The organism is Nonomuraea sp. NPDC003201, assembly GCF_053590415.1.
The window spans coordinates 1-18,562 of sequence record NZ_JBSFTC010000235.1; the positions used below are offsets into that span (position 1 = coordinate 1).

The 18,562-nt window shown below is 72.1% G+C and carries 15 protein-coding genes; 7 read left to right on the top strand and 8 right to left on the bottom strand.

Translation table 11 applies throughout. The features are described 5' to 3' along the window. Positions 1 to 38: 38 nt before the first annotated feature. The 3 genes from ACWDX9_RS45870 to ACWDX9_RS45880 all read right to left on the bottom strand — a co-directional run bounded on the left by ACWDX9_RS45870 (position 39) and on the right by ACWDX9_RS45880 (position 3,425). Positions 39 to 998, bottom strand: coding sequence for a peptidoglycan binding domain-containing protein (locus ACWDX9_RS45870; protein ID WP_449966512.1), 960 nt, complete (start codon positions 996 to 998; stop codon positions 39 to 41). Positions 999 to 1,191: 193 nt separating this feature from the next. Beyond that, the gene (locus ACWDX9_RS45875; protein WP_449966515.1) at positions 1,192 to 2,187 is read right to left on the bottom strand and encodes a hypothetical protein; all 996 of its coding nucleotides are present in this window, start codon (positions 2,185 to 2,187) and stop codon (positions 1,192 to 1,194) included. 122 nt (positions 2,188 to 2,309) lie between these two features. Continuing rightward, positions 2,310 to 3,425: a glycoside hydrolase family 53 protein gene (locus ACWDX9_RS45880; protein WP_449966517.1), complete on the bottom strand. Its 1,116-nt coding sequence runs from the start codon at positions 3,423 to 3,425 to the stop codon at positions 2,310 to 2,312. 269 nt (positions 3,426 to 3,694) lie between these two features. On the opposite strand from ACWDX9_RS45880, the gene ACWDX9_RS45885 reads away from it, so the two are divergent. Genes ACWDX9_RS45885 through ACWDX9_RS45900 form a run of 4 tightly spaced genes read left to right on the top strand, consistent with a single transcriptional unit; the run spans position 3,695 to position 6,859 of the window. Further along, positions 3,695 to 4,747 carry a Rieske 2Fe-2S domain-containing protein gene (locus ACWDX9_RS45885; protein WP_449966519.1) on the top strand — a complete coding sequence of 351 codons (1,053 nt, stop codon included), beginning with the start codon at positions 3,695 to 3,697 and terminating at the stop codon, positions 4,745 to 4,747. A 20-nt stretch (positions 4,748 to 4,767) separates the two neighbouring features. Beyond that, positions 4,768 to 5,082, top strand: a complete 315-nt coding sequence (locus ACWDX9_RS45890) for a hypothetical protein (protein WP_449966522.1) — start codon at positions 4,768 to 4,770, stop codon at positions 5,080 to 5,082. Beyond that, complete coding sequence (locus ACWDX9_RS45895; RefSeq protein WP_449966525.1) at positions 5,079 to 6,062, top strand: PDR/VanB family oxidoreductase; 984 nt, start codon at positions 5,079 to 5,081, stop codon at positions 6,060 to 6,062. The genes ACWDX9_RS45890 and ACWDX9_RS45895 overlap by 4 nt, the downstream gene beginning before the upstream one ends. A gap of 14 nt (positions 6,063 to 6,076) precedes the next feature. Continuing rightward, positions 6,077 to 6,859: an IclR family transcriptional regulator gene (locus ACWDX9_RS45900; RefSeq protein WP_364249037.1), complete on the top strand. Its 783-nt coding sequence runs from the start codon at positions 6,077 to 6,079 to the stop codon at positions 6,857 to 6,859. A gap of 140 nt (positions 6,860 to 6,999) precedes the next feature. Here the strand turns inward: ACWDX9_RS45900 and ACWDX9_RS45905 are convergent, their stop codons facing one another. Then, positions 7,000 to 7,854, bottom strand: a complete 855-nt coding sequence (locus ACWDX9_RS45905; RefSeq protein ID WP_449966528.1) for an aldo/keto reductase — start codon at positions 7,852 to 7,854, stop codon at positions 7,000 to 7,002. A 45-nt stretch (positions 7,855 to 7,899) separates the two neighbouring features. Then, a complete protein-coding gene (locus ACWDX9_RS45910) occupies positions 7,900 to 8,745 on the bottom strand; it encodes a PP2C family protein-serine/threonine phosphatase (RefSeq protein WP_350742927.1) in 846 nt (281 codons plus the stop codon). Positions 8,746 to 8,996: 251 nt separating this feature from the next. On the opposite strand from ACWDX9_RS45910, the gene ACWDX9_RS45915 reads away from it, so the two are divergent. Together ACWDX9_RS45915 and ACWDX9_RS45920 are read left to right on the top strand one after the other, a co-directional pair. Further along, the gene (locus ACWDX9_RS45915) at positions 8,997 to 9,800 is read left to right on the top strand and encodes an SAM-dependent methyltransferase (RefSeq protein ID WP_449966531.1); all 804 of its coding nucleotides are present in this window, start codon (positions 8,997 to 8,999) and stop codon (positions 9,798 to 9,800) included. Between the two features lie 2 nt (positions 9,801 to 9,802). Beyond that, positions 9,803 to 10,291: a hypothetical protein gene (locus ACWDX9_RS45920; protein ID WP_449966533.1), complete on the top strand. Its 489-nt coding sequence runs from the start codon at positions 9,803 to 9,805 to the stop codon at positions 10,289 to 10,291. 64 nt (positions 10,292 to 10,355) lie between these two features. Here the strand turns inward: ACWDX9_RS45920 and ACWDX9_RS45925 are convergent, their stop codons facing one another. Further along, on the bottom strand, positions 10,356 to 14,306 hold the full coding sequence (locus tag ACWDX9_RS45925) for a S8 family peptidase (protein ID WP_449966536.1): 3,951 nt from the start codon (positions 14,304 to 14,306) through the stop codon (positions 10,356 to 10,358). A 154-nt stretch (positions 14,307 to 14,460) separates the two neighbouring features. Between ACWDX9_RS45925 and ACWDX9_RS45930 the strand changes: the two genes are divergently transcribed. After that, positions 14,461 to 15,435 carry a helix-turn-helix domain-containing protein gene (locus tag ACWDX9_RS45930; protein ID WP_449966538.1) on the top strand — a complete coding sequence of 325 codons (975 nt, stop codon included), beginning with the start codon at positions 14,461 to 14,463 and terminating at the stop codon, positions 15,433 to 15,435. 9 nt (positions 15,436 to 15,444) lie between these two features. On the opposite strand, the gene ACWDX9_RS45935 is transcribed toward ACWDX9_RS45930, so the two are convergent. Further along, positions 15,445 to 15,858 (bottom strand): GNAT family N-acetyltransferase, encoded by a 414-nt coding sequence (locus ACWDX9_RS45935; protein ID WP_449966540.1) that lies wholly within the window; start codon positions 15,856 to 15,858, stop codon positions 15,445 to 15,447. 8 nt (positions 15,859 to 15,866) lie between these two features. Next, complete coding sequence (locus tag ACWDX9_RS45940) at positions 15,867 to 18,497, bottom strand: WD40 repeat domain-containing protein (RefSeq protein ID WP_449966543.1); 2,631 nt, start codon at positions 18,495 to 18,497, stop codon at positions 15,867 to 15,869. Positions 18,498 to 18,562 lie beyond the last annotated feature (65 nt).

The window sequence follows — 18,562 nt, forward strand, 5'->3', positions numbered from 1 at the left end:
AGCTTTGTTTGGTTGTTTGATTCTTGTTATGGGTGGTGCTAGTTATAAGGTACGTGGGGGTGGGGGCGGTGGCCGACGGCCTCGGCGATGGCCGGGCCGAGCGTCTTGATGTCGGCGCCGTGCCCGGCCCGGGAGGGGACGACCTTCGGCTTGCCCTTGACGATCGTGAAGGAGGCGTCCTTGGGCGGCGTGATCAGCAGCGACTTGGCCATGTCCGCGGCGATCTTGCCGGCGTCGTACGACGGGCGCAGGCCGCCCTTGCCGTCGGGGACGAAGCGGAGACCGGCGGCCAGCTGCTCCCTGGACACGGTGGCCTGCTTGCCGCCGCTGGCCAGCGTGAGCGGGGAGGCGACCGCGGTGCGCGCCGTGGAGGTGGCGACCTCCTTGACCTGGGCGGCGGTGAGCGCGGGAGGAGTCACCTGGAGCTTCAGCTCGACGGAACGGCGCCCGGCCGCGAAGGCCGCCCGCACCGCCTGGGCCGCTCCGTCGCGGTCCAGCGCGCGTCCGGGCTTGGGCAGGACCGTGCGCGGCTCCAGCCCCTGGTAGCGGACGCCGCCCTGCACCGGCTTGGTGTCCACGCTCTTGGCCAGGCCGGCGAGCCCGGCGGCCAGCCGCTGCTCGTCCACGATGACCCGGGGCGGGAGCTGCCGGCTGCCGAAGAGGGAGCGGGCGATGCCGGCCGGGGTGGCGGCCCCGGCCATCGCGGCCTCGATGGTGGCCCGGGCGTCGAAGTCGAGCCCCAGCTCGGCGGGCGTGAGCTGGACCCGCTTGCCGCCGGCGACCAGCGTCATCGGCTGCCGTACGCGCTGGGCCAGCTGCCGGTCGAGGTGGGAGCGGGCGGCCTCGGGCGCCAGCCCGCCGATGTCCACGCCGTCCACGCGCGTGCCCGGAGGGACCTTGCCGGAGAGCGAGATGGCGGGCACGGCGTAGCCGAGCACCGCGACCAGGACGACGGCGGCGGTGATGATGAGCACGCGCCGCGAGCGAGGGGCGCTCACGACGGCACCTGAGTGTGCATGAGGCCCGGGTGCGGGCCGCCGGCCGGGAGGGGCCCGGATCCGGTAACTGTGATGTCCATTTGGTCTTGGATACGGCTGGCGACCCGTTCAGAGTTCTCCGCCGACCTGACCTGCGATGATGCCCGGGGGTCGCGCATAGTGACGGAGTGTACTAGCAGATGTAGTAGGCGCGTCACCGCCGGACGACGGGCACCGGCTGGTCACGGCGGGCGGCCTCCGCCCTGACCCGCTTCCGCAGCTCCTTCGCGTGCCGGACGAACGACCAGGTACGGCCCACCGGACCGCCGGCCAGGCTCCAGTCGTTCAGCGCCCGTTCCACCTCGACCTCCAGCAGGTCGCCCGAGCCCGTCGTCGATCCCAGCAGCACGACGTTCTCCTGCCCTCCGGTCCCCGAGGACCGGTGGAACGTCAGGCACACCGGCCCCGGCGAGCCCGTCACCCCGGCGGGCAGCAGCACCTCGAACCCGCGCCTGGTGCGGACGACCGAGCGGGCACGCACGGTCACCGGCAGGCCGTCGTCCACCATCGACACGACCGGGGCGCCGAGCCCCATCGCCCGCGCGGCGTAGGGCCGCCAGTCCACCGGCGGCGCCGACCGGCTCGGCAGCCGGGGCCCCGACGGCGCCAGGTCGGACCGGGGGAAGCTCGTCCCGCCCGGGCAGGTCCAGGTGCGGGGTGGGGAGGAGAGGTCGCCCTCCGGCCACCAGGTGACGCGTTCGGGGGTCACCTCCACGTAGACGCGGGCGAAGTACCAGGTCAGCCCCCTAAGCAGGAACAGCGGCGCGTCGGCGAGCCCGCTCCCGGCCTTGGTCAGCGCCTCGCGCACGTATCGGTCGGTGTTGGCCTGCAGGTCGGCGTCGCGTACGGCGGCCCGCCCCTGGACGAGCACCACGGGCGGCCGGTCGAGGCCGCTGCCCGCCGGGTCGGAGTACAGCAGCGCCACCCGCGGGTCACGGCGGGCGCGTTCGGCCTTGTCGGGGTAGGACAAGCCGGTCGTGACGTCGAGCGTCCCGCCCTTGCCGACGTACGGCGTGACCGGCCAGGTCACCGGGCGGCCGGCCCGGGTCAGCGAGGTGTACTCGCACACGGCCGAGCGCTCGAACACCTGCCGCACCTCCGCGGGCAGGACCCCGCCCGCAGGGGCTGTGGTCGTGAAGCCTGTGATCATCGCCTGTCTCCCTTCCGTCCTCCGGAGACAGTGTGCGGAAGGCTTCTCCAGAACGTCTTGGCGCTCACTTGCGGACGTCTTGGACCCCGGCCCGACGCCGTCGAGCCGGGGAGCGGATCAGGCTAGGGGGTCCATCTGATGCCGGGGTTGACGCCGCCGGTCCAGTTGAAGGTGGCCATGTTGTCCCACTGGTCGCCGGTGCCGTTGATGTTGGCCGGGTCCCAGCCGTTGCCCTGGATGGCGTACCAGGTCGGCTCCCAATAGAAGACGCCGATCGCCCCGGCGCTGCGGGCGGTGTTCTGGACGGCGGTGAAGTTGCTCGCCTGCCCCGCCCAGGTGGCCGGGTAGCCGGAGCACGGCGCCGAGCCGTTGATCGCGTTCGGCTCGCTGTCGGCGTTGTTCGCGGTGAACGGGTACGCGGTCTCCGCCACGATGACGGGCTTGCCGTAACGGGTCCGCACGTCGTTGATCACGCTGGACAGGGTGGACTGCGAGCCGTGCCACATGCAGTAGTACGACAGGGCGGTGATGTCCCACGGCACGCCCTTGGCGCGGATCCCGTCGTAGAACCAGCGGGCGTTCGCGAGGCTGTCGGCGTCCGCGGTGTGGATGATCACCTGGGTGCCGCTGTTGCACGCCTTGGTCGCGTTGTAACCGGCCTTCAGCAGCAGGCTGAGGTTGGTGAAGTCGTTGTTGATGACCTTGCCGTCGTTCCAGAGCATGCCGACGTTGATCTCGTTCCCGATCTGCACGCTGTCCGGCGTGGTGCCCTGCGCCTTGAGGCTGGTGCAGATGTCGTACGTGTGGTTGTAGACGTCCGTCTGGAGCTGGGCGATGCCGTGACCGGCCCAGGCCGCCGGCTTGAACTGCTTGCCCGGGTCGGCCCAGGTGTCCGAGTAGTGGAAGTCGATCATCAGGCCGAGGCCCTTGGCCTTGACCGTCCTGGCGTAGGCCAGCACCTTCGCCTTGTTGTTGTAGCCGCTGGCCGGGTTGTTCCAGATGCGCAGCCGGGCGTAGTTGACTCCGGCGCCGATGAGGATGTCCAGCGGGTCGGCGGCCGTGCCGGAGGCGTTGTAGTACTTGGCCCCCAGGTCCAGGCTCCGTTGGAGCGAGGAGATGTCGGCGCCGCGCATGCTCAGCGTGGCGGCCCGGGCGGGCGTCGCCGGCGCGACCGCGATCAGCGCCGCGAGTGTCAGCAGGAGGGTGACCCGGATCCTTCGTAAGTGGTACGTGGTCATGATCGGTCCCGTTGATAGAGCCGAATTCCGGACTGTGTGCACGTTCACGGACGCATGTGGCGAAGAGCTGCCCGAAAAATGCGCCTTTGGGGGGCGGAATCGGCCTTATGCATACTGTGAACGTTCACAGACTGCTTGAGCATGAGGATAAAGAAGAATCCGGCACTCGGGAAGAGCGAGTTTTCCGGCATCCGGGAAGCGTTGTTCCGCGCTCCGGGCGGCCGAGCCACCATCGTTCCCACCGGCAGCCGCACCACGAAGGAGTCGCCGTGTCGAGCATCCCCCGCGATCAGTGGTACGTCGCCGCGTACGGGCGAGAGATCGGCCAGGAGCTGTTCACCCGCACCATATGCGGCGAGTCCATCCTGTTCTGGCGCACCCGCGCCGGGACCGTCACCGCCATGTCCGACCGCTGCGTGCACCGCCGGTTCCCGCTGTCGCAGCCGCCCAGCCGGCTCGTCGAGGACCAGGTGGTCTGCGGCTACCACGGCTTCACCTACGGCGCCGACGGCGGTTGCGTCGCCGTACCCGGCCAGACCAGGGTGCCGCGTACCGCCCGGCTGAAGAGCTACCCGGTCGTCGAGCTGGACTCCTTCGTCTGGGTCTGGATCGGCGACCCCGCCCGGGCCGACGCGGCCCGCATCCCGCGCGCGCCCTGGCTGGACTCTCCCGAGTACACGACGGTGTCGGGGATGGAGCCGCTCAAGGCGCGGTTCGGGCTGCTGGTGGACAACCTCATGGACCTGTCGCACGAGACGTACCTGCACGGCGGGTACATCGGCACCCCCGAGGTGGCCGCCACCCCGATCACCACCACGGTGGACGAGGAGGCCGGGATCGTGCACGTCAGCCGCCACATGGACGACGCCGAATGCCCGCCGTTCTACGCCAAGTCCACCGGGCTGACCGGCCGCATCATGCGCTGGCAGGACATCGAGTACACCCCGCCGTGCCTGTACAAGCTGCACTCCCGCATCGCTCCGCTCGGCGTGCTGCCCGACGCCGACGGCGGCGACCCGGACGCCTTCCACGTCGAGGTCGTGTACGCGATCACGCCCGAGACCGAGCACTCCACGCACGACTTCTGGGCGGTGGCCCGCGACTTCGCCCTGGACGACCGGGGCGTGTCCGACTTCCTGGCCGAACAGAACCGCACGGTGGTGCTGCAGGACGTGGCCGCGCTCGACGTGCTGGAACGGGTGATCGCGACCGAGCCGGCGGGCTACCAGGAGCTGTCGATCAACATCGACACGGGCGGGCTGGCGGCCCGGCGCATGCTGGCCGGACTGGCGGGGCAGGGCGCTCCGGCCCGGCAGGCGTGACGGGCATGGAGCCCGGACGCGTGCCCACCCGGCGGGGGCTGCTCCGCGTGGTGTGGCTGCCGGGGAGCGACCTGCTCCAGGGCACCTGTCACTGCGGCGCCGTACACGTGGCCGAGGGGCCCGTCGAGGTCTGGGAATGGCTCCTCGGCCACCCGACCGGCCACAACACCCCCACTGACCCGACGCCACCCGACGCCCCCACCGGGACGGCGCGAACCGCAGCCGGGGCGGTGCGAACCGACGCTGGGACGGTGCGAACCGACGCCGGGGCGGTGCGAACCGACGCCGGGATGGCGGGGCCGGACGCCCTGTCAGGCGCGGGAGCCGTCCGATGAGCATCGAGCGCGCACCCGGCCCGGGCAGTCCGATGAACGCGGAGCGCAAGCTGGTCGTGCAGGCTCGCGACCCGGTCGCCGACGGGGTCGTCGCCCTCGACCTGCGCGACCCGGCCGGCGCCGAGCTGCCCGCGTGGGAGCCCGGCGCGCACATCGACCTGGTGCTCGGCGGCGACCGCGTCCGCCAGTACTCGCTGTGCGGCGACCCGGCCGACCGCACGACCTGGCGCGTCGCCGTGCTGCGCGAGCCGGACGGCCGGGGCGGCTCGGCGTACGTGCACGAGGACCTCCACCCGGGCACGGCGGTCCTCGCCCGAGGCCCGCGCAACCACTTCCCGCTCCACCCGGCGCCCCGCTACCTGTTCGTCGCCGGAGGCATCGGCATCACCCCCATCCTGCCGATGGTGCGGGCCGCCGACGCCGCCGGCGCCCGGTGGCACCTGGCCTACGGCGGTCGTACGGCAGGCTCGATGGCGTTCGCCCGCGAACTCGAAGCCGCGCACGGAGACCGGGTGGAGCTGCGCCCGCAGGACGAGCACGGCCTGCTCGACCTCGACGCCCTCCTGGCGCGGGCCACCCCGGACACCCTCGTGTACTGCTGCGGTCCGGCCCCGCTGCTGGCGGCCGTCGAGAGCCGCTGCGCGGACCGGCCGTCCGGCACGCTGCACGTGGAGCGCTTCGAGCCCAAGGAGGCGGCCGACCCCGTACGGACGGAGTCCTTCGAGGTCGAACTGGCCGTCACGGGCGTCACCCTCACCGTGCCCCCGGGCCGCTCGATCCTCGACGTCGTGCTGGAGGCCGGCGTGCAGGTCCTATCCTCGTGCCATGAGGGGACGTGCGGCACCTGCGAGACCGCGGTGCTGGCCGGCGCGGTCGACCACCGCGACTCCCTCCTCACCTCCGAGGAGCGGGCGGTGAACGACACCATGTTCGTCTGCGTCTCCCGCGCCGCCTGCCCCAAGCTGGTCCTCGAACTCTGACCAGGGAGCCGCCGATGCAGATCCCAGCCCCCAGGCAAACGGCCGAACGCACCGGCCCGGTCGTGGCTCGCGCGCTGCAGATCCTCGGCGCGTTCACGCCCGACCGGCGCTCGCTCACCCTCAGCGAGCTGTCCCGGCACGCCCGCCTGCCGGTCTCCACGGTGCACCGGCTGGCCGCTGAGCTGCTGGCCTGGGGTGCGCTCGAACGGGATCCGGCCGGGTGCTACCACATCGGCCTGCGGCTGTGGGAGATCGGCTCGCTCGCTCCCCGCGGCCTGGGCCTGCGCGAGGCCGCGCTGCCGTACCTGGAGGACCTGTCCCAGGTCACCCGCGAGAACGTGCAGCTGGCCGTCCGGGAGGGCGCCGAGGTGGTGTTCGTCGAACGGATCGCCGGGAGCAAGGCCGTCCCCGTGCTGACCCGGGTCGGCGGCCGTTTCGCGCTCACGGCCACGGGCGTCGGGCTGGTGCTGCTCGCGTACGCGCCGGCCGAGGTGCAGGAGCAGGTCGTGGCCGGCCCCATGACCCGCTACACCGAACGGACCATGACCACCCCGCGGCAGATCCGCGCCGCGCTCGCCGACACCCGCGCCCGCGGTTACGCCGTCAGCGACCGGCAGGTCACCATGGACGCCCTGTCGGTCGCGGCGCCGATCCACGACGCCCGGGGTGACGTCGTGGCCGCGGTGTCCCTCGTGGTCCACCACGGCAGCACGTCGCCCCACGCGCTCGCCCCGCTCCTGCGCACCAGCGCCCGCGCCATCTCCCGCGCACTGCCGCCGTCCACCCGCGGCTCGTGACAGGCCCGGTCACTCTCGGATCGTGACGGGCCCCGGTGATCCTCGGATCGTGACGGGCCAGGTCGCTCTCGGATCGTGACGGGCTCGGTCACTCTCGGATCGTGACGGGCTCGGTCACTTTCGGCTCGTGAAGGCAGAGGTCAGCCGAGGCGGGCCAGCTCCTCCTCGGTGAGCTCCAGGTCGGCGGCGCCGATGGAGTCGAGGATCGTCTCCGGCCGGCTGGCGCCGGGGATGGGGATGACGACCGGGCTGCGGGCCAGCTCCCAGGCGAGGCAGACCTGCTGGGGGGACACGCCGCGCGCCTCGGCGATCTCGGTGAAGGCGTCCCTCTGGCTCAGCTCCCCGGTACGGCCGATGCCGCCCAGCGGCGACCAGGGCAGGAACGCCAGGCCGAGCTCGGCGCAGACGTCGATCTCGGGCTCGCTGGAGCGGAAGCGCGGAGAATACTCGTTCTGCACGCTCACCAGACGGTCACCCAGGATGTCGTGGGCGAGCCTGATCTGCTCGGGGTCGGCGTTCGAGATGCCGGCCATCTGGATCTTGCCGGCGTCGTGCAGGTCCTTCAGCGCGCCGATGGTCTCCGCGTACGGCACCTTCGGGTCGGGCCGGTGGTGCTGGTAGAGGCCGATTCTCTCCACGCCGAGGGCCTTGAGCGAGCGCTCGCAGGCCTCCTTGAGGTACGACGGGTCGCCGTTCACGGACCAGCCGCCGCCGGCGACGCGGGTGTGGCCGCCCTTGGTCGCGACCAGCACCGTGTCGGCGTCGCCGCCCCAGCGGGCCAGCGCGAGGGCGACCAGGCGCTCGTTGTGGCCGACGTCGTCGTGCGAAGGCGTGTAGGCGTCCGCCGTGTCGATCAGGGTGACACCGGCCTCCAGGGCCGCGATCAGGGTGCGGATCGACTGGTCCTCGTCGGGCATGTGCCCGGCCACCGACATGGGCATGGCGCCGAGCCCGACGGCCCCGACCTGGCGGTTTCCGATGGTGCGCGTTCGCATGGCGTTGTGCATGGGTCCACCCTGCCTGCTGGAGCGCGCTCCAGGTCAACTTTCGCGCGCCGGCGTCCAGCGCATGGCCAGGAGCAGGGTGTCGTCGCTGTGCAGCACCTCGCGGCGCATCATCCGTACGAGGGTGTCGGTCAGCTCGTCCACCGGCAGGTCCCGGTGCCGGCCCGCCAGCTCGGCCAGCTCGTCCAGCCCCGCGTTGAGGTCGCGCCGGGCCTCCACCAGCCCGTCGGTGTAGAACAGCACCAGCGTGCCGGGCCCCAGCCACCGCTCGGCCACGTGATCGCTGCCCGGATCCGGGTAGCCGAGGCCGCGCCCCCACGCCTCCAGGTACGTCGCCGGTTCGCCGGGAGCCACGATCAGTGGTGGCGGGTGGCCGCCGGTGGCCACCCGGAGCACTCCGGTACGGGGGTCGAAGCGGGCCACCAGTACGGTGCCGGCCAGATCGGGGTAGACCGGCTGCAGGATGGCCGCGGCGCGCTCCACGACGTTCTCCAGCGGCAGCCCGGCCAGGGAGAGCACGCGGACGGCGTGGATGATGTTGAGCGCGGCACGGGTGCTGGCCACGCCGTGGCCGGCCGCGTCCACCACGACGACATGCAGCTCGCCGCCCGGCATGATCACCACGTCGTAGAGGTCGCCGCCGGTCGGCGCGTCGTCCTCGGAGGAGGAGTAGTAGACCGCGAGCCGCGCCTGCTCCACGTGCGGGATCGGCGGGCGCAGGGCGTCCTCCAGCTCGCGGAAGATCGCCCGGTGGGCCCGCCTGAGCCGTACGTCGCGCTCCTCCAACTCGGCGACCAGGGCCAGCACGTCCTGACGGGCGTCGGCCAGCTCGCCCTCCAGCGTGCGGATCCGCCGCAGCGGCTCATCGGGGACGGACTTCACACCGCCCCCCGCCCATGCCGAGGCTGCTCGACCACCAGCCCCCCTGTCCGTAGCAGTCGCGGGCCAGCTCGCTCACCGCCGTGATCAGCTTAGACCGGGAGGCCGGGCCGAAGCCGCCTTCCGGGGCCGCGGCGCGTACGGCGTGCCGCCGCGGCGAAGCAGACGGCTGGCGACAATGCGGCGATAAGCGCATTTGTCGGGCCGGATCCGCCCTATGATCCTGATGATCGACTCCGTGAGGAAGGGCACCTGTGGGTGAGAAGTCGGATGAGTGGAAGAGCGCGATCGACACGACCAGGCCCAGCATCGCCAGGGCCTATGACGTCGTCCTGCACGGCAAGGACAACTTCGAGGTCGATCGCGCTTTCGTCGCGGAGATCGTCAAGGTCATCCCGGAGATCTACGACGTGGCGGCCTACAACCGCCAGATCCTGGACCGCGGCGTCCGCTTCATGATCGGCCAGGGCATCACGCAGTTCATCGACCTCGGCTCGGGGCTGCCGACCGTGGAGAACACCCACCAGGTCGCGCAGCGCGCGAACCCGGAGGCCCGCGTGGTCTACGTCGACAACGACCCGATGGTGCTGGCCCACGGCAGAGCCCTCCTGGCCGAGAACGAGCGCACCGCGGTGGTCACCTCGGACCTGCGCGACCCGGCGGCGATCCTCGCCGACGAGGCCGTCAGGCAGCTCATCGACTTCGATCGGCCGGTCGGCGTGATGCTGGTCGGCATCCTGCACCACCTGCACGACGACGAGGACCCGCAGGGGATCGTCGATGCGTACATGGCCGCCGTCCCGCCGGGCAGCTACCTCTTCATCACCCACTTCTGCGACTCGAGCCAGGAGTCCCGCGACGCGGAGAAGCAGTACCTCGCGCTCCTCGGCACCGGCAGGTTCCGCACCGTCGCGGAGATCACCGGCTTCTTCGAGGGGTTCGAGCTGGTGGAGCCCGGCGTCGTGCCGCTGCCGTTGTGGCGTCCGGAGGCGGACGTCCCCGAGGAGCTGACCGTGGGCCAGCGCCTCATGTTCGGCGGCATCGCGCGCAAGCCCTGATCGTGCCGTCGCGCCGGGGCACCGAGCTGAGCCGGGCGGCCATGGACCTGGCCCGGCGGCAGGGCGCGGCTCCCGAGCTGATGTACGTGGTGGACCTGCCCGGGTACGAAGTGGCCGAGCAGTCGGTCGGCGTGATCAACGACGACGGTTTCGGCGCGGTCTACACCTCGCCCGACGGCAAGCGGGTGGAGCTGCGGATCGACCGCGGGCCGTACGTGCGCACGGCCACGTGTGAGCGTGATGGGGGCGGCTGGTACGTCGTGAACGGCGGCGACCAGGAGTACGTCGCCGTGCGCAAGGACCACCACATCCGGCTGATCTGCCCGGTCGGCCAGGTGGACCGGGCGGTCCTGAAGCGGGCCGCGCAGGGCGCCCGCCCGGCGACCGGCACGGGCCCGCCCGCTCCCTCACCACCGGCCCCGGTGGAACGCGGCGATCTGCCCCCGAACGGCGACGCCGCCCCCATCCGGCGGAGAGGGCCCGGCGGCTGAGAGCGGGGCCCGGCCACTTCACGAGGTAGCGGGGGCCAGGGTGTCCCGGCCCCCGCTACCGCCCTCACTTCACGAGATAGGCGTCGGAGAGGATCTGCTGGACGGAGTTGCCGTCCTTGTCCTGCGCCTCGACCTTGATCGAGATGCTGCCGGGGCCCTTGGGGTTGAGCACCAGCACCTTGCCGCCGGGCAGCACCGTGGCCCGGGTCCAGTGCGCGCCCATGTCGCCGGAGATCCAGGCCGCCCGCAGCGACGACGAGCGGCCGCCCTCGGTCCTGACGGTGAAGGCGAACGGCCGGCCACCCTGGACCGTGTCGTTCTCCGGCAGCCCGAGCTCGTACCGCAGCCGGATCATCGGCACCTGCGCGCAGGGCTGCTTGTCCTCCCACAGCACGGAGTCCAGGCAGGGGTAGGGGTTGCTGTCGCCCGTGGGGCGGGCGGAGCGGAACGTCCAGCTGGTCTCCACGCCGGTGCCGGCGTGCTTCCCGGGGAAGGCGTCCTTCCACGAGCTCGTGAGCCGGTAGGTGCCGGACCCGGCGGGGACGCCGTAGTAGGGCACGCCCAGGTCGTCGTACTGCGGCTTGACCTCGGTGGCGCCGCTGAACAGCCGGAGCTCCTCGGTCCCCGGCGCGCCCTGGTACATGTGGGTCGGGTCGGAGGCGTCGGAGTAGTAGCCGAAGCCGATCGGGCTGAGCGCGCGCAGCCGCAGCCGGTCGCCCTGGCGGCAGCCGTCACAGTAGATGGTGGGGGTGACCCAGTCCGGCAGGCCGGCGCCGGCCGCGAACTGCGAGGGCATGATGGCCTCGTTCCAGTCCTCCCGCTCCTTGGTGGCGCCGTTGAAGCCGCGGGCCGAAGCGGCGAAGCGCGCGCCGCCCGAGGCGGGGTCGATGAAGGTGAACTCACGCTCCCACAGCACGTCCCGGCCGGGCGCGTTGTAGTACTCGGTCCTCGCCGTGGGCCCGGCGAAGCCGTGCGAGCCGCGGATGCTGAAGCGCTGCTCGGGGTTGTAGGTGTGGTTGACCTCGGTGAAGTTCGTGTACGGGCCCCACGGGCCGGGCTGGGGGGCGAACCGGGCGTGGTAGGTGGTGTCGATCTCGGTGAGGTCGCGCGCCTTCGGGGCGAAGCTCAGCCTGCCCGCCGTGGTCCCCTTCACGTAGTAGGCCAGCTTGTACTCGAACGGGGTGGTCGGCGTGACGCGCAGGGCGGCGCTCGGGTACGGCTTGCGGGCCAGGGCTCTGCCGAGCCGGTCCGCCTCGCCGCTGTCGATCCACAGCACCGGGATCTTGTTGTGGTCCGTGTAGTGCGAGTCGCTGAGCAGCCAGGCGAACCGGTCGCTGGTGACCACGCCGGCGGCCCCCACCTTGATCGCCAGGTCCACGTCGGCCGTGAAGAGGTCGAGCGAGTCCCTGGCCGGGAGGTAGACGAGCTTGCCGCGCGCGTCCGCGCCGCCGCGCAGGTCGTCGCCCGTGGTCAGGCTCAGGCGCTGGTCGGCGGCGAACTTCGGCACCAGCGGGTCGTGCTCGCTGACGTAGTGGGGGTTGAGCCGGAGCCCCGGCACGGCCAGCTCGACCTCCGGCGCCCGGCGGATCTGGTCGAACAGCACCGTGGAGGTGCCCACCGTGGGCGCCTTGCGCACCGGCGTGACCCAGAACCTGCCCCTGTTGACCGGCTCGTAGCTGAGCAGCGACGCGCCCGCGTACATCTGGCCCGAGGCGGTCGTGCGGGCGACCATCAGGTTCATGAACACCGGTTCCGACGTGCGGGGCGTGCTCACCTGGAGCTGCTCGACCTCGGTCGCGTCCAGGGTCACCGTGGTGTCGCCGTCGAGCTTGATCTCGGGGGCGAGCAGCGTGGCGTACTGGATCTGCCGGTCCGGCCTGGTGTACCACCAGGGCATGTCGCCGATGGAGTAGACGCCGCCGTGCGCGAGCTTGAGCTCGGTCTCCACGGTGCCGGGCGTGTCGGTGGTCCGCCAGTTACCGGTGGCCGTGGTCATCGGCTCGCCCTGGAGGAGCGGGTCGGTGTCGCTGACCCGGAGGGCGGACACGACCCCCGGGTTGAGCGTCCATTCCGGCTTTCCGACCAGCCTGACGCGTACGGTGTCCAGCTTGGCGCCCTTGTGCAGGGCGATCGGCGCGGTCAACCGGGTCGTGCCCGCGGTGGCCGTCAGGCGGCCCTCGTACCAGCCGGGGTCGCCGAGCGTGGGCTCGATGGTGAGGTCCGCGCTCGCGGTGCCGCCCGCGGGGACGGTCAGCGACGACGGGGTGAGCGTGGCCATCCCGGCGGGCGGCTGGGCGTCACCACGCTTGAGCGTCATCGACAGGGCCAGCGTGACGGGGTCCTTGCCGGTGTTGCGGAAGGTCACCTTCCTGGCCAGCGTCTGGCCGGTGTACGGGTCGGTGAACCCCGCGTGCACCGTCGCCAGGTCGTCGAAGACCTGCTGGGTGACCGTCTGCCCGATGTCCAGCCGGCCCGAGCCCTGGTCGTAGACCGTGCCGTCGGTCGGCTTCGCGGTGCCCGTCAGCGCGGTCTTGAGCTGCTCGGGCGTCCAGTCGGGGTGCTGGGCGGCGAGGATTCCGGCGGAGGCGGCCACGTGCGGGGCGGCCATCGAGGTGCCGGACGCCGCGGTGTAGTTGTCGTCGATCGGGCCGCCGCCCGGGACGCTGCTGCCCTCGCCCAGCGAGGTGCCCGCCGCGCGCGCGGCGATGATGTTCACGCCGGGCGCGGTGATCTCCGGCTTGATCGCGAAGTCCTCGCTCAGGCGCGGGCCGCGGCTGGAGAACGAAGCGATCTTGTCGGCCGAGTCCACCGCGCCGACGGTGAGCGCCGAGGTCGCCGCGCCGGGGGAGGCGATGGTGTACCGGCCGGGGCCCGAGTTGCCCGCCGCGACCACGAACAGCGTGCCGTACTCGGCGGTCAGCTCGTTGGCCGCCTGGCTCAGCGGGTCGGTGCCGTCGGTCGGGCTGCTGCTGCCCAGGCTCATGTTGACCACCCGGGCGCGCTCGGTGGCCGCCTGCCACTGCATCGCCGCGATGATCTCGGAGTTGTTGCCGCTGCCCGTGTCGTCCAGGGCCTTGGCGATGGTCAGCCTGGTGCCGGGGGCGACGCCCTTGTACTTGCCGCCGGAGGCGGCGCCGCTGCCGGCGATGATCGACGCCACGTGGGTGCCGTGGCCGACCCGGTCGGTGACCTCGTCGGGGTTGCCGCCGCCCGGCATGCCGGCCGGGACGAAGTTGCGGGACGCGACGATCCTGCCCTGCAGGTCGGGATGCGCCAGGTCGATGCCGCTGTCGATGATGCCGACCTTGGCGCCCGTGCCGTCGTAGCCGGCCGCCCAGGCCGTGGGGGCGCCGATCTGCGGGTTGCTGACGTCGTCGAGCGCCTTGGCCTTGCCGTCGAGCCACACCTTGCGCAGGCCGCTCGTCAGGGCCCTGGCGTCGTTCCGGCCTCCGCCCAGGGACTGCCAGAACGCGGCGGCCTGCTTCTTGTCCACCTTGATCGCGGCGCCGTCGATGCTCTCCAGCACCATCGGCTCCGTGCCGCCCTTCAGCGACCTGGCCTTGCCCGCCAGGTCGGCGGCCTTGGTCTGCGGCTGGTACTGGACGATGAGCGGCAACTGCGCGGTCCTGGCGTCGCCGTAGCCGTTGGCCGCCAGGTAGTCGACGTTGAACAGTTCCTTGTCCAGCAGGCCCCCGTTGACGTAAGGGGCGGCGTCAGCGGGGATCACGTAGTAGCCGTGGTCGTCCTGCTGGGCCTGGTACGTCCGCGCCTCCGCACCCTCGACGGGCTCCAGCGTGGCCGAGGCGCGGCCCGAGGCGTCCTTCGCGTAGGTGACGGTGTCCCCGGTGATCAGCGTGATCTTGACCGCCGGCAGGCCGGTCACGGGCGCATTCGCCCTCGTGGTCGCCGTCGTGACGGTCGCCGCGATAGCCGCCTGCGGGACCGCGGCGAGCGGCGCCGCGAGTAAGGACGCGAATAAGGCCACGAGTCCGCGGCGCCGGGGGGTGGACAGCATACGCACACCTTTCTCCAGACCTGGGAAACGCCGGAGATCGTTTCCTCGCTGACCTAATCTGGGATTGAGTCAGGGCACAAGTCCGCCGAACGGGCCAAAACCCGCCAGGTGGCGGTAACCCGCCATCCCTGAGGCGGGAGGAAGGGCGTCGCCGATGCTCAAAGCGATCGGCCTGTCACCGGCAGAGAGCCGCCTGTACGCGACGCTCGTCGAGAACCCGCGATCATCCGCCGCCGAACTCGCCACCCACTGCGGCGTCTCGACGCCCCTGGCGGCCCGGACGCTGGCGGCCTTCGCGCGGCGCGGCCTGGCCAGCAGGTTGCCGGGCCGCCGCGCCCGTTACGTCGCCGTCGCCCCGGACATCGCCTTCAGGCCGCTGCTCACCCGCCAGGAAGAGGAGCTCCACCAGGTGCGCACGGCCATCCACGAGCTCACCACGTCGTTCCACCTGGCCTCCCGCTACGCGGCGCACCCGGCCGAGCAGGTCGAGGTCGTCACGGGGACCGACAACATCATCAGCAGGGCGTACGCGCTCCAGGACAGTGCGCAGACCATGTTCCGCAACATCGACAAGCCCCCGTACGTCATGCGCGGCCACGCCGACAACGTCGAGCGCGAGCGGCGCATGCTCACGTCGGGCATCGACTACCGCAGCGTGTACGACCTGGAGTCGCTGGCGCTGCCCGGCAAGCTGCGGCTCGTCCAGGACTCCGTGGCCCACGGCGAGAAGGCCCGCGTGGTGGCCGGGGCGGCGGCCAAGATGTGGATCGCCGACGACGCGCTCGCGCTGATCCCCATCCGCAACGGGGCGTACTCCATCGACGCGGCGTTCATCCTGCACCGGTCCGCCCTGCTCGACGCGCTGATCGCGCTGTTCGAGCTCGAGTGGCGGCGGGGGTTCCCGCTGCGCGGGGAGCCCCGGCCCGCCGCCGGCCCCGGCGAGCCCGACGAGCTGACCAGGGACCTGCTCGCGCTGCTCGCGGGCGGCCTGACGGACGAGGCCATCGCGCGGGCGCTGGGGCTCGGGCTGCGCACCGTTCAGCGCCGCATCCACGCCGTCATGCAGGAGCTGAACGCCATCACCCGCTTCCAGGCGGGGCTGGCGGCCCGGGAGCGCGGCTGGATCTAGAGCCGGTCATCACGCGTCCGGACGGGTCAGGGTGAAGACCGACGCCCGCGACTGCGGGTAGAAGCCGGCCGGCAGCGGGCCCGCCTCCCGCCACCCGAGCCTGCGGTAGAGGCCGGCGGCGGGCGCGCCGGGGTCGGTGATGAGCCAGGCGGAGGGCCGGCCGGCGGTCATCCCGTCGAGCAGTCGCGCGCCGATCCCCTGGCCCTGGTGGCCGGGGTGGACGAAGAGCTCGACGACCTCGAAGGCGCCGCGGGTCAGCGCGGTCGCCGCGGGCAGGCCGAAGGCCGTGACGAGGGCGTCATAGACGCGGTTGCCGCTCAGCTCGTCCGGGGTCGGCCAGCCGTAGCAGACGCCGGTGAGCCGGTCGGCGTCGTCGGTCGTGGCGAAGCCTAATTGCGAATAGTTCGCAAAAGCAAGCATCATGCATTCTGTCACCGGGCCGCGCACACGTCCTGGTACGGCACGTCCGGGAGGTAGCGGTCCCATTCGGCGGACGTGAGCGTGCGACCCGCCCGCGCGCACACCTTCCCGATCATCAGCGCGTCGCCGACGGGCACCTCGCGCACGGCCCCGGCCTCGAGGCCGTCCTGCATGCCGACGTACAGGACGCTCCCGTCGGCGCCGAAGGCCATGGAGGAGGGGGCGAACTCCCCGACCCGGTACGAGCTGCCGAGCCGGCGCCTGGACCGGACGTCCCAGAGCTCGAGCACGCCCTCGTCGGTGGACGTGGCGAGGGTCCTGCCGTCCGGCGAGAAGACCATGACGTCGCTGGCGCCGGCGGCGCGGGGCAGGACGGGACGCAGCGGGGTCGGGCCCTTGACGTCCCACAGCCCGATCCGGTGGGTGGCGGACTCCTGGACGGCCAGGAGCCCGTCACGGCTGACGGCCAGCGTGCCGGCGTCGCCGAGCCCGGAGCCGACGGCCTTGCCGGTCATCACGTCGACGAGCCTGCCGTCCCCCGAGACGAACACCTGCCGTCCCGGAAGGAAGGGGCCGACGCTCAGCCGGGTCTTGTACGCGGCCACCGCGCGGCCGTCGGCGGCGTCCAGCACGACCACGCTCATCAACGGACTCTCGCCCAGCAGGAGGGTGACGGCGATCCTGCGCCCGTCGGGGGTGAAGTTGACGTACGCCGGCTGGTAGTCGCCTTCCCCCACCCGCTTGGACCAGAGTTTCCTCCTGGTCGCCAGGTCCCACAGGGTGATCGTGCGGTCCATGTCGGCGACGGCCAGCCTGGTGCCGGCGTCGTCCATGCCCAGGATGGACCCTTCCTCCCCGACACGCAGGCGGCCCGCCTCCTTACGCGTCCGCAGGTCGAACACGCTCAGCTCGGCACCGTTCGTCCAGGACACCGCCCAGTGGGCGTCGCGGCTGAGCGTCGGGGTGTCGGGCAGGGCGACGGACGGGGTGCGCGGCACGAGGTCCACGCTGATGACCGTGTCGTCGACGAGGTAGCGCAGCGTCCTGCCGTCGGGGTCGAAGCGGACGTCGCCGAACTCGCCCTCGGCGCGGTAGCGCAGGACGGTCCGCTGGTCGCTGATCCGCATGACCTCCAGGTCGCGGCCGTAGAAGCCGGCGATGTAGCGCCCGTCGGCGCTGAACCGGAGCCGTCCGGAGTCGTGGCAGATCCCGCAGTTCAGCGTTTCCTTCAGCTTGCGCTGGCGCCCGGTGACGGCGTCCACGAGGACGATGTCGCCCGCGACGTCGGAGCAGGCCAGGGTCTTTCCGTCCGCGCTGTAGGCCGCCAGGACGTGGTTCTTCACGCAGGCGGGGAAGGGGCGCTCGGTGGTCCAGCCGGGCAGGGCGACCTGGTCGAACCGGTAGCCGGGCAGCAGCAGGTGTCTCCCCGTCGGATCCACGAGCGGCGCGGGGGTCTGCGCCATCGTCCGGTCCGCGTAGACCAGCCGGCCGAACTGCTTCCCGGTGGTCACGTCGATGAGGAAGGGGACGTCGTCGGCCATGGTGACGACGAGCGTCGTCTCGTGCTCGCCGAACACGACGCCGTAGCCGCCGTTCCCGGTCGGCTCAAGAGATCTGCGCACCAGCGTCCTGCCCGTCTTCAGGTCCCAGACGCCGAGCTCGTCCGTGGTGGTCTGGGCGAGCAGGCGCCCGCTGCGGCTGAGCGCGGGGCCCTGGATGATCGTCCCGCGCAGGGTCATGCCGGGCCAGCTCGCCGTCCGCCTGCCGGTGCGCACGTCGTAGACGTTGACGCCGCCCTCGCTGAAGCTGACCAGCGTGCGCCCGTCGCGGCTCAGCGTCCGCCGGCCCATGCCCTTGACCGGCGGGTCGCGGAAGGCGGCCGTCTCCAGTTGCTGGAGCGAGCCCATCAGGCTGGAGCGGGCCTCCGGCTGCGGCGAGACCCGGTACGCGGCCACGCTGAGCAGCATCGCGAGGCCCGGATCGGCGGTGCGCATGCGGTCGGCCTCGGCCGCCACCTGCTTGGCGGTCAGGATGTCGAGCCGCTCGACGGCCTGCCGGCGCTGCCACACGGCCAGCCCGCCCGCCACCAGCGCCACCGCCAGCAGCCCGGCCAGCGCCGACGTGACCAGCGTCCTGCGCCGGCTGCGCCTTTTGGTCAGCTCGGTGCCCGCACGCAGGAAATCGCGCTCGAACGGGGTCAGCGTCAGGTGCCTGCGGCCGGTCGCCGCCCAGCTCAGCGCCTGTTCCAGGCGGCTGCCCTGCAGCACGTCGCCGTCGCGCCGGCCGTGCTCCTCCCAGTGCCGCGCCGCCGCGTTGATCTCGTCCAGCATCGCCAGCCCGGCGCGCTCGGCCTCCATCCACGTCCGCAGGCGCGGCCAGGCCCGCACCAGGCCGGGACGCGCCAGCGCCACCGACCCGTCCCTGGTGGTGACCACGTACGAGAACGCCTCCAGGATCCGCTGGACGGCCGCCGCCTCGTGGTCCGGCCGGCCGCCGAACAGCTCCTCTTGACCGGCCCGCCGCAGCGTCTCCTGGCCCTCGGCGTTCACCGCGACCAGTCGCAGGAACACCTCGGCCGCCAGGTCGCGCGCCTCCGGGCCGAGCGAGCCGTCGGAGAACATCCAGGTTCCGGGGTTCCGCATGGGGCCATTCCGACCGTCGGGAGGTGATGAGCACATGTCCTGTGTGTCTCTCTGGAAGCAGCGGC

Bases quoted from the DNA above. Each gene is read 5' to 3' on its own strand.
- ACWDX9_RS45940 (WP_449966543.1), bottom strand. From the start codon at position 18,497: ATGCGGAACCCCGGAACCTGGATGTTCTCCGACGGCTCGCTCGGCCCG.
- ACWDX9_RS45925 (WP_449966536.1), bottom strand. From the start codon at position 14,306: ATGCTGTCCACCCCCCGGCGCCGCGGACTCGTGGCCTTATTCGCGTCC.
- ACWDX9_RS45895 (WP_449966525.1), top strand. From the start codon at position 5,079: ATGAGCATCGAGCGCGCACCCGGCCCGGGCAGTCCGATGAACGCGGAG.
- ACWDX9_RS45875 (WP_449966515.1), bottom strand. From the start codon at position 2,187: ATGATCACAGGCTTCACGACCACAGCCCCTGCGGGCGGGGTCCTGCCC.
- ACWDX9_RS45880 (WP_449966517.1), bottom strand. From the start codon at position 3,425: ATGACCACGTACCACTTACGAAGGATCCGGGTCACCCTCCTGCTGACA.
- ACWDX9_RS45900 (WP_364249037.1), top strand. From the start codon at position 6,077: ATGCAGATCCCAGCCCCCAGGCAAACGGCCGAACGCACCGGCCCGGTC.
- ACWDX9_RS45935 (WP_449966540.1), bottom strand. From the start codon at position 15,858: ATGATGCTTGCTTTTGCGAACTATTCGCAATTAGGCTTCGCCACGACC.
- ACWDX9_RS45930 (WP_449966538.1), top strand. From the start codon at position 14,461: ATGCTCAAAGCGATCGGCCTGTCACCGGCAGAGAGCCGCCTGTACGCG.
- ACWDX9_RS45905 (WP_449966528.1), bottom strand. From the start codon at position 7,854: ATGCGAACGCGCACCATCGGAAACCGCCAGGTCGGGGCCGTCGGGCTC.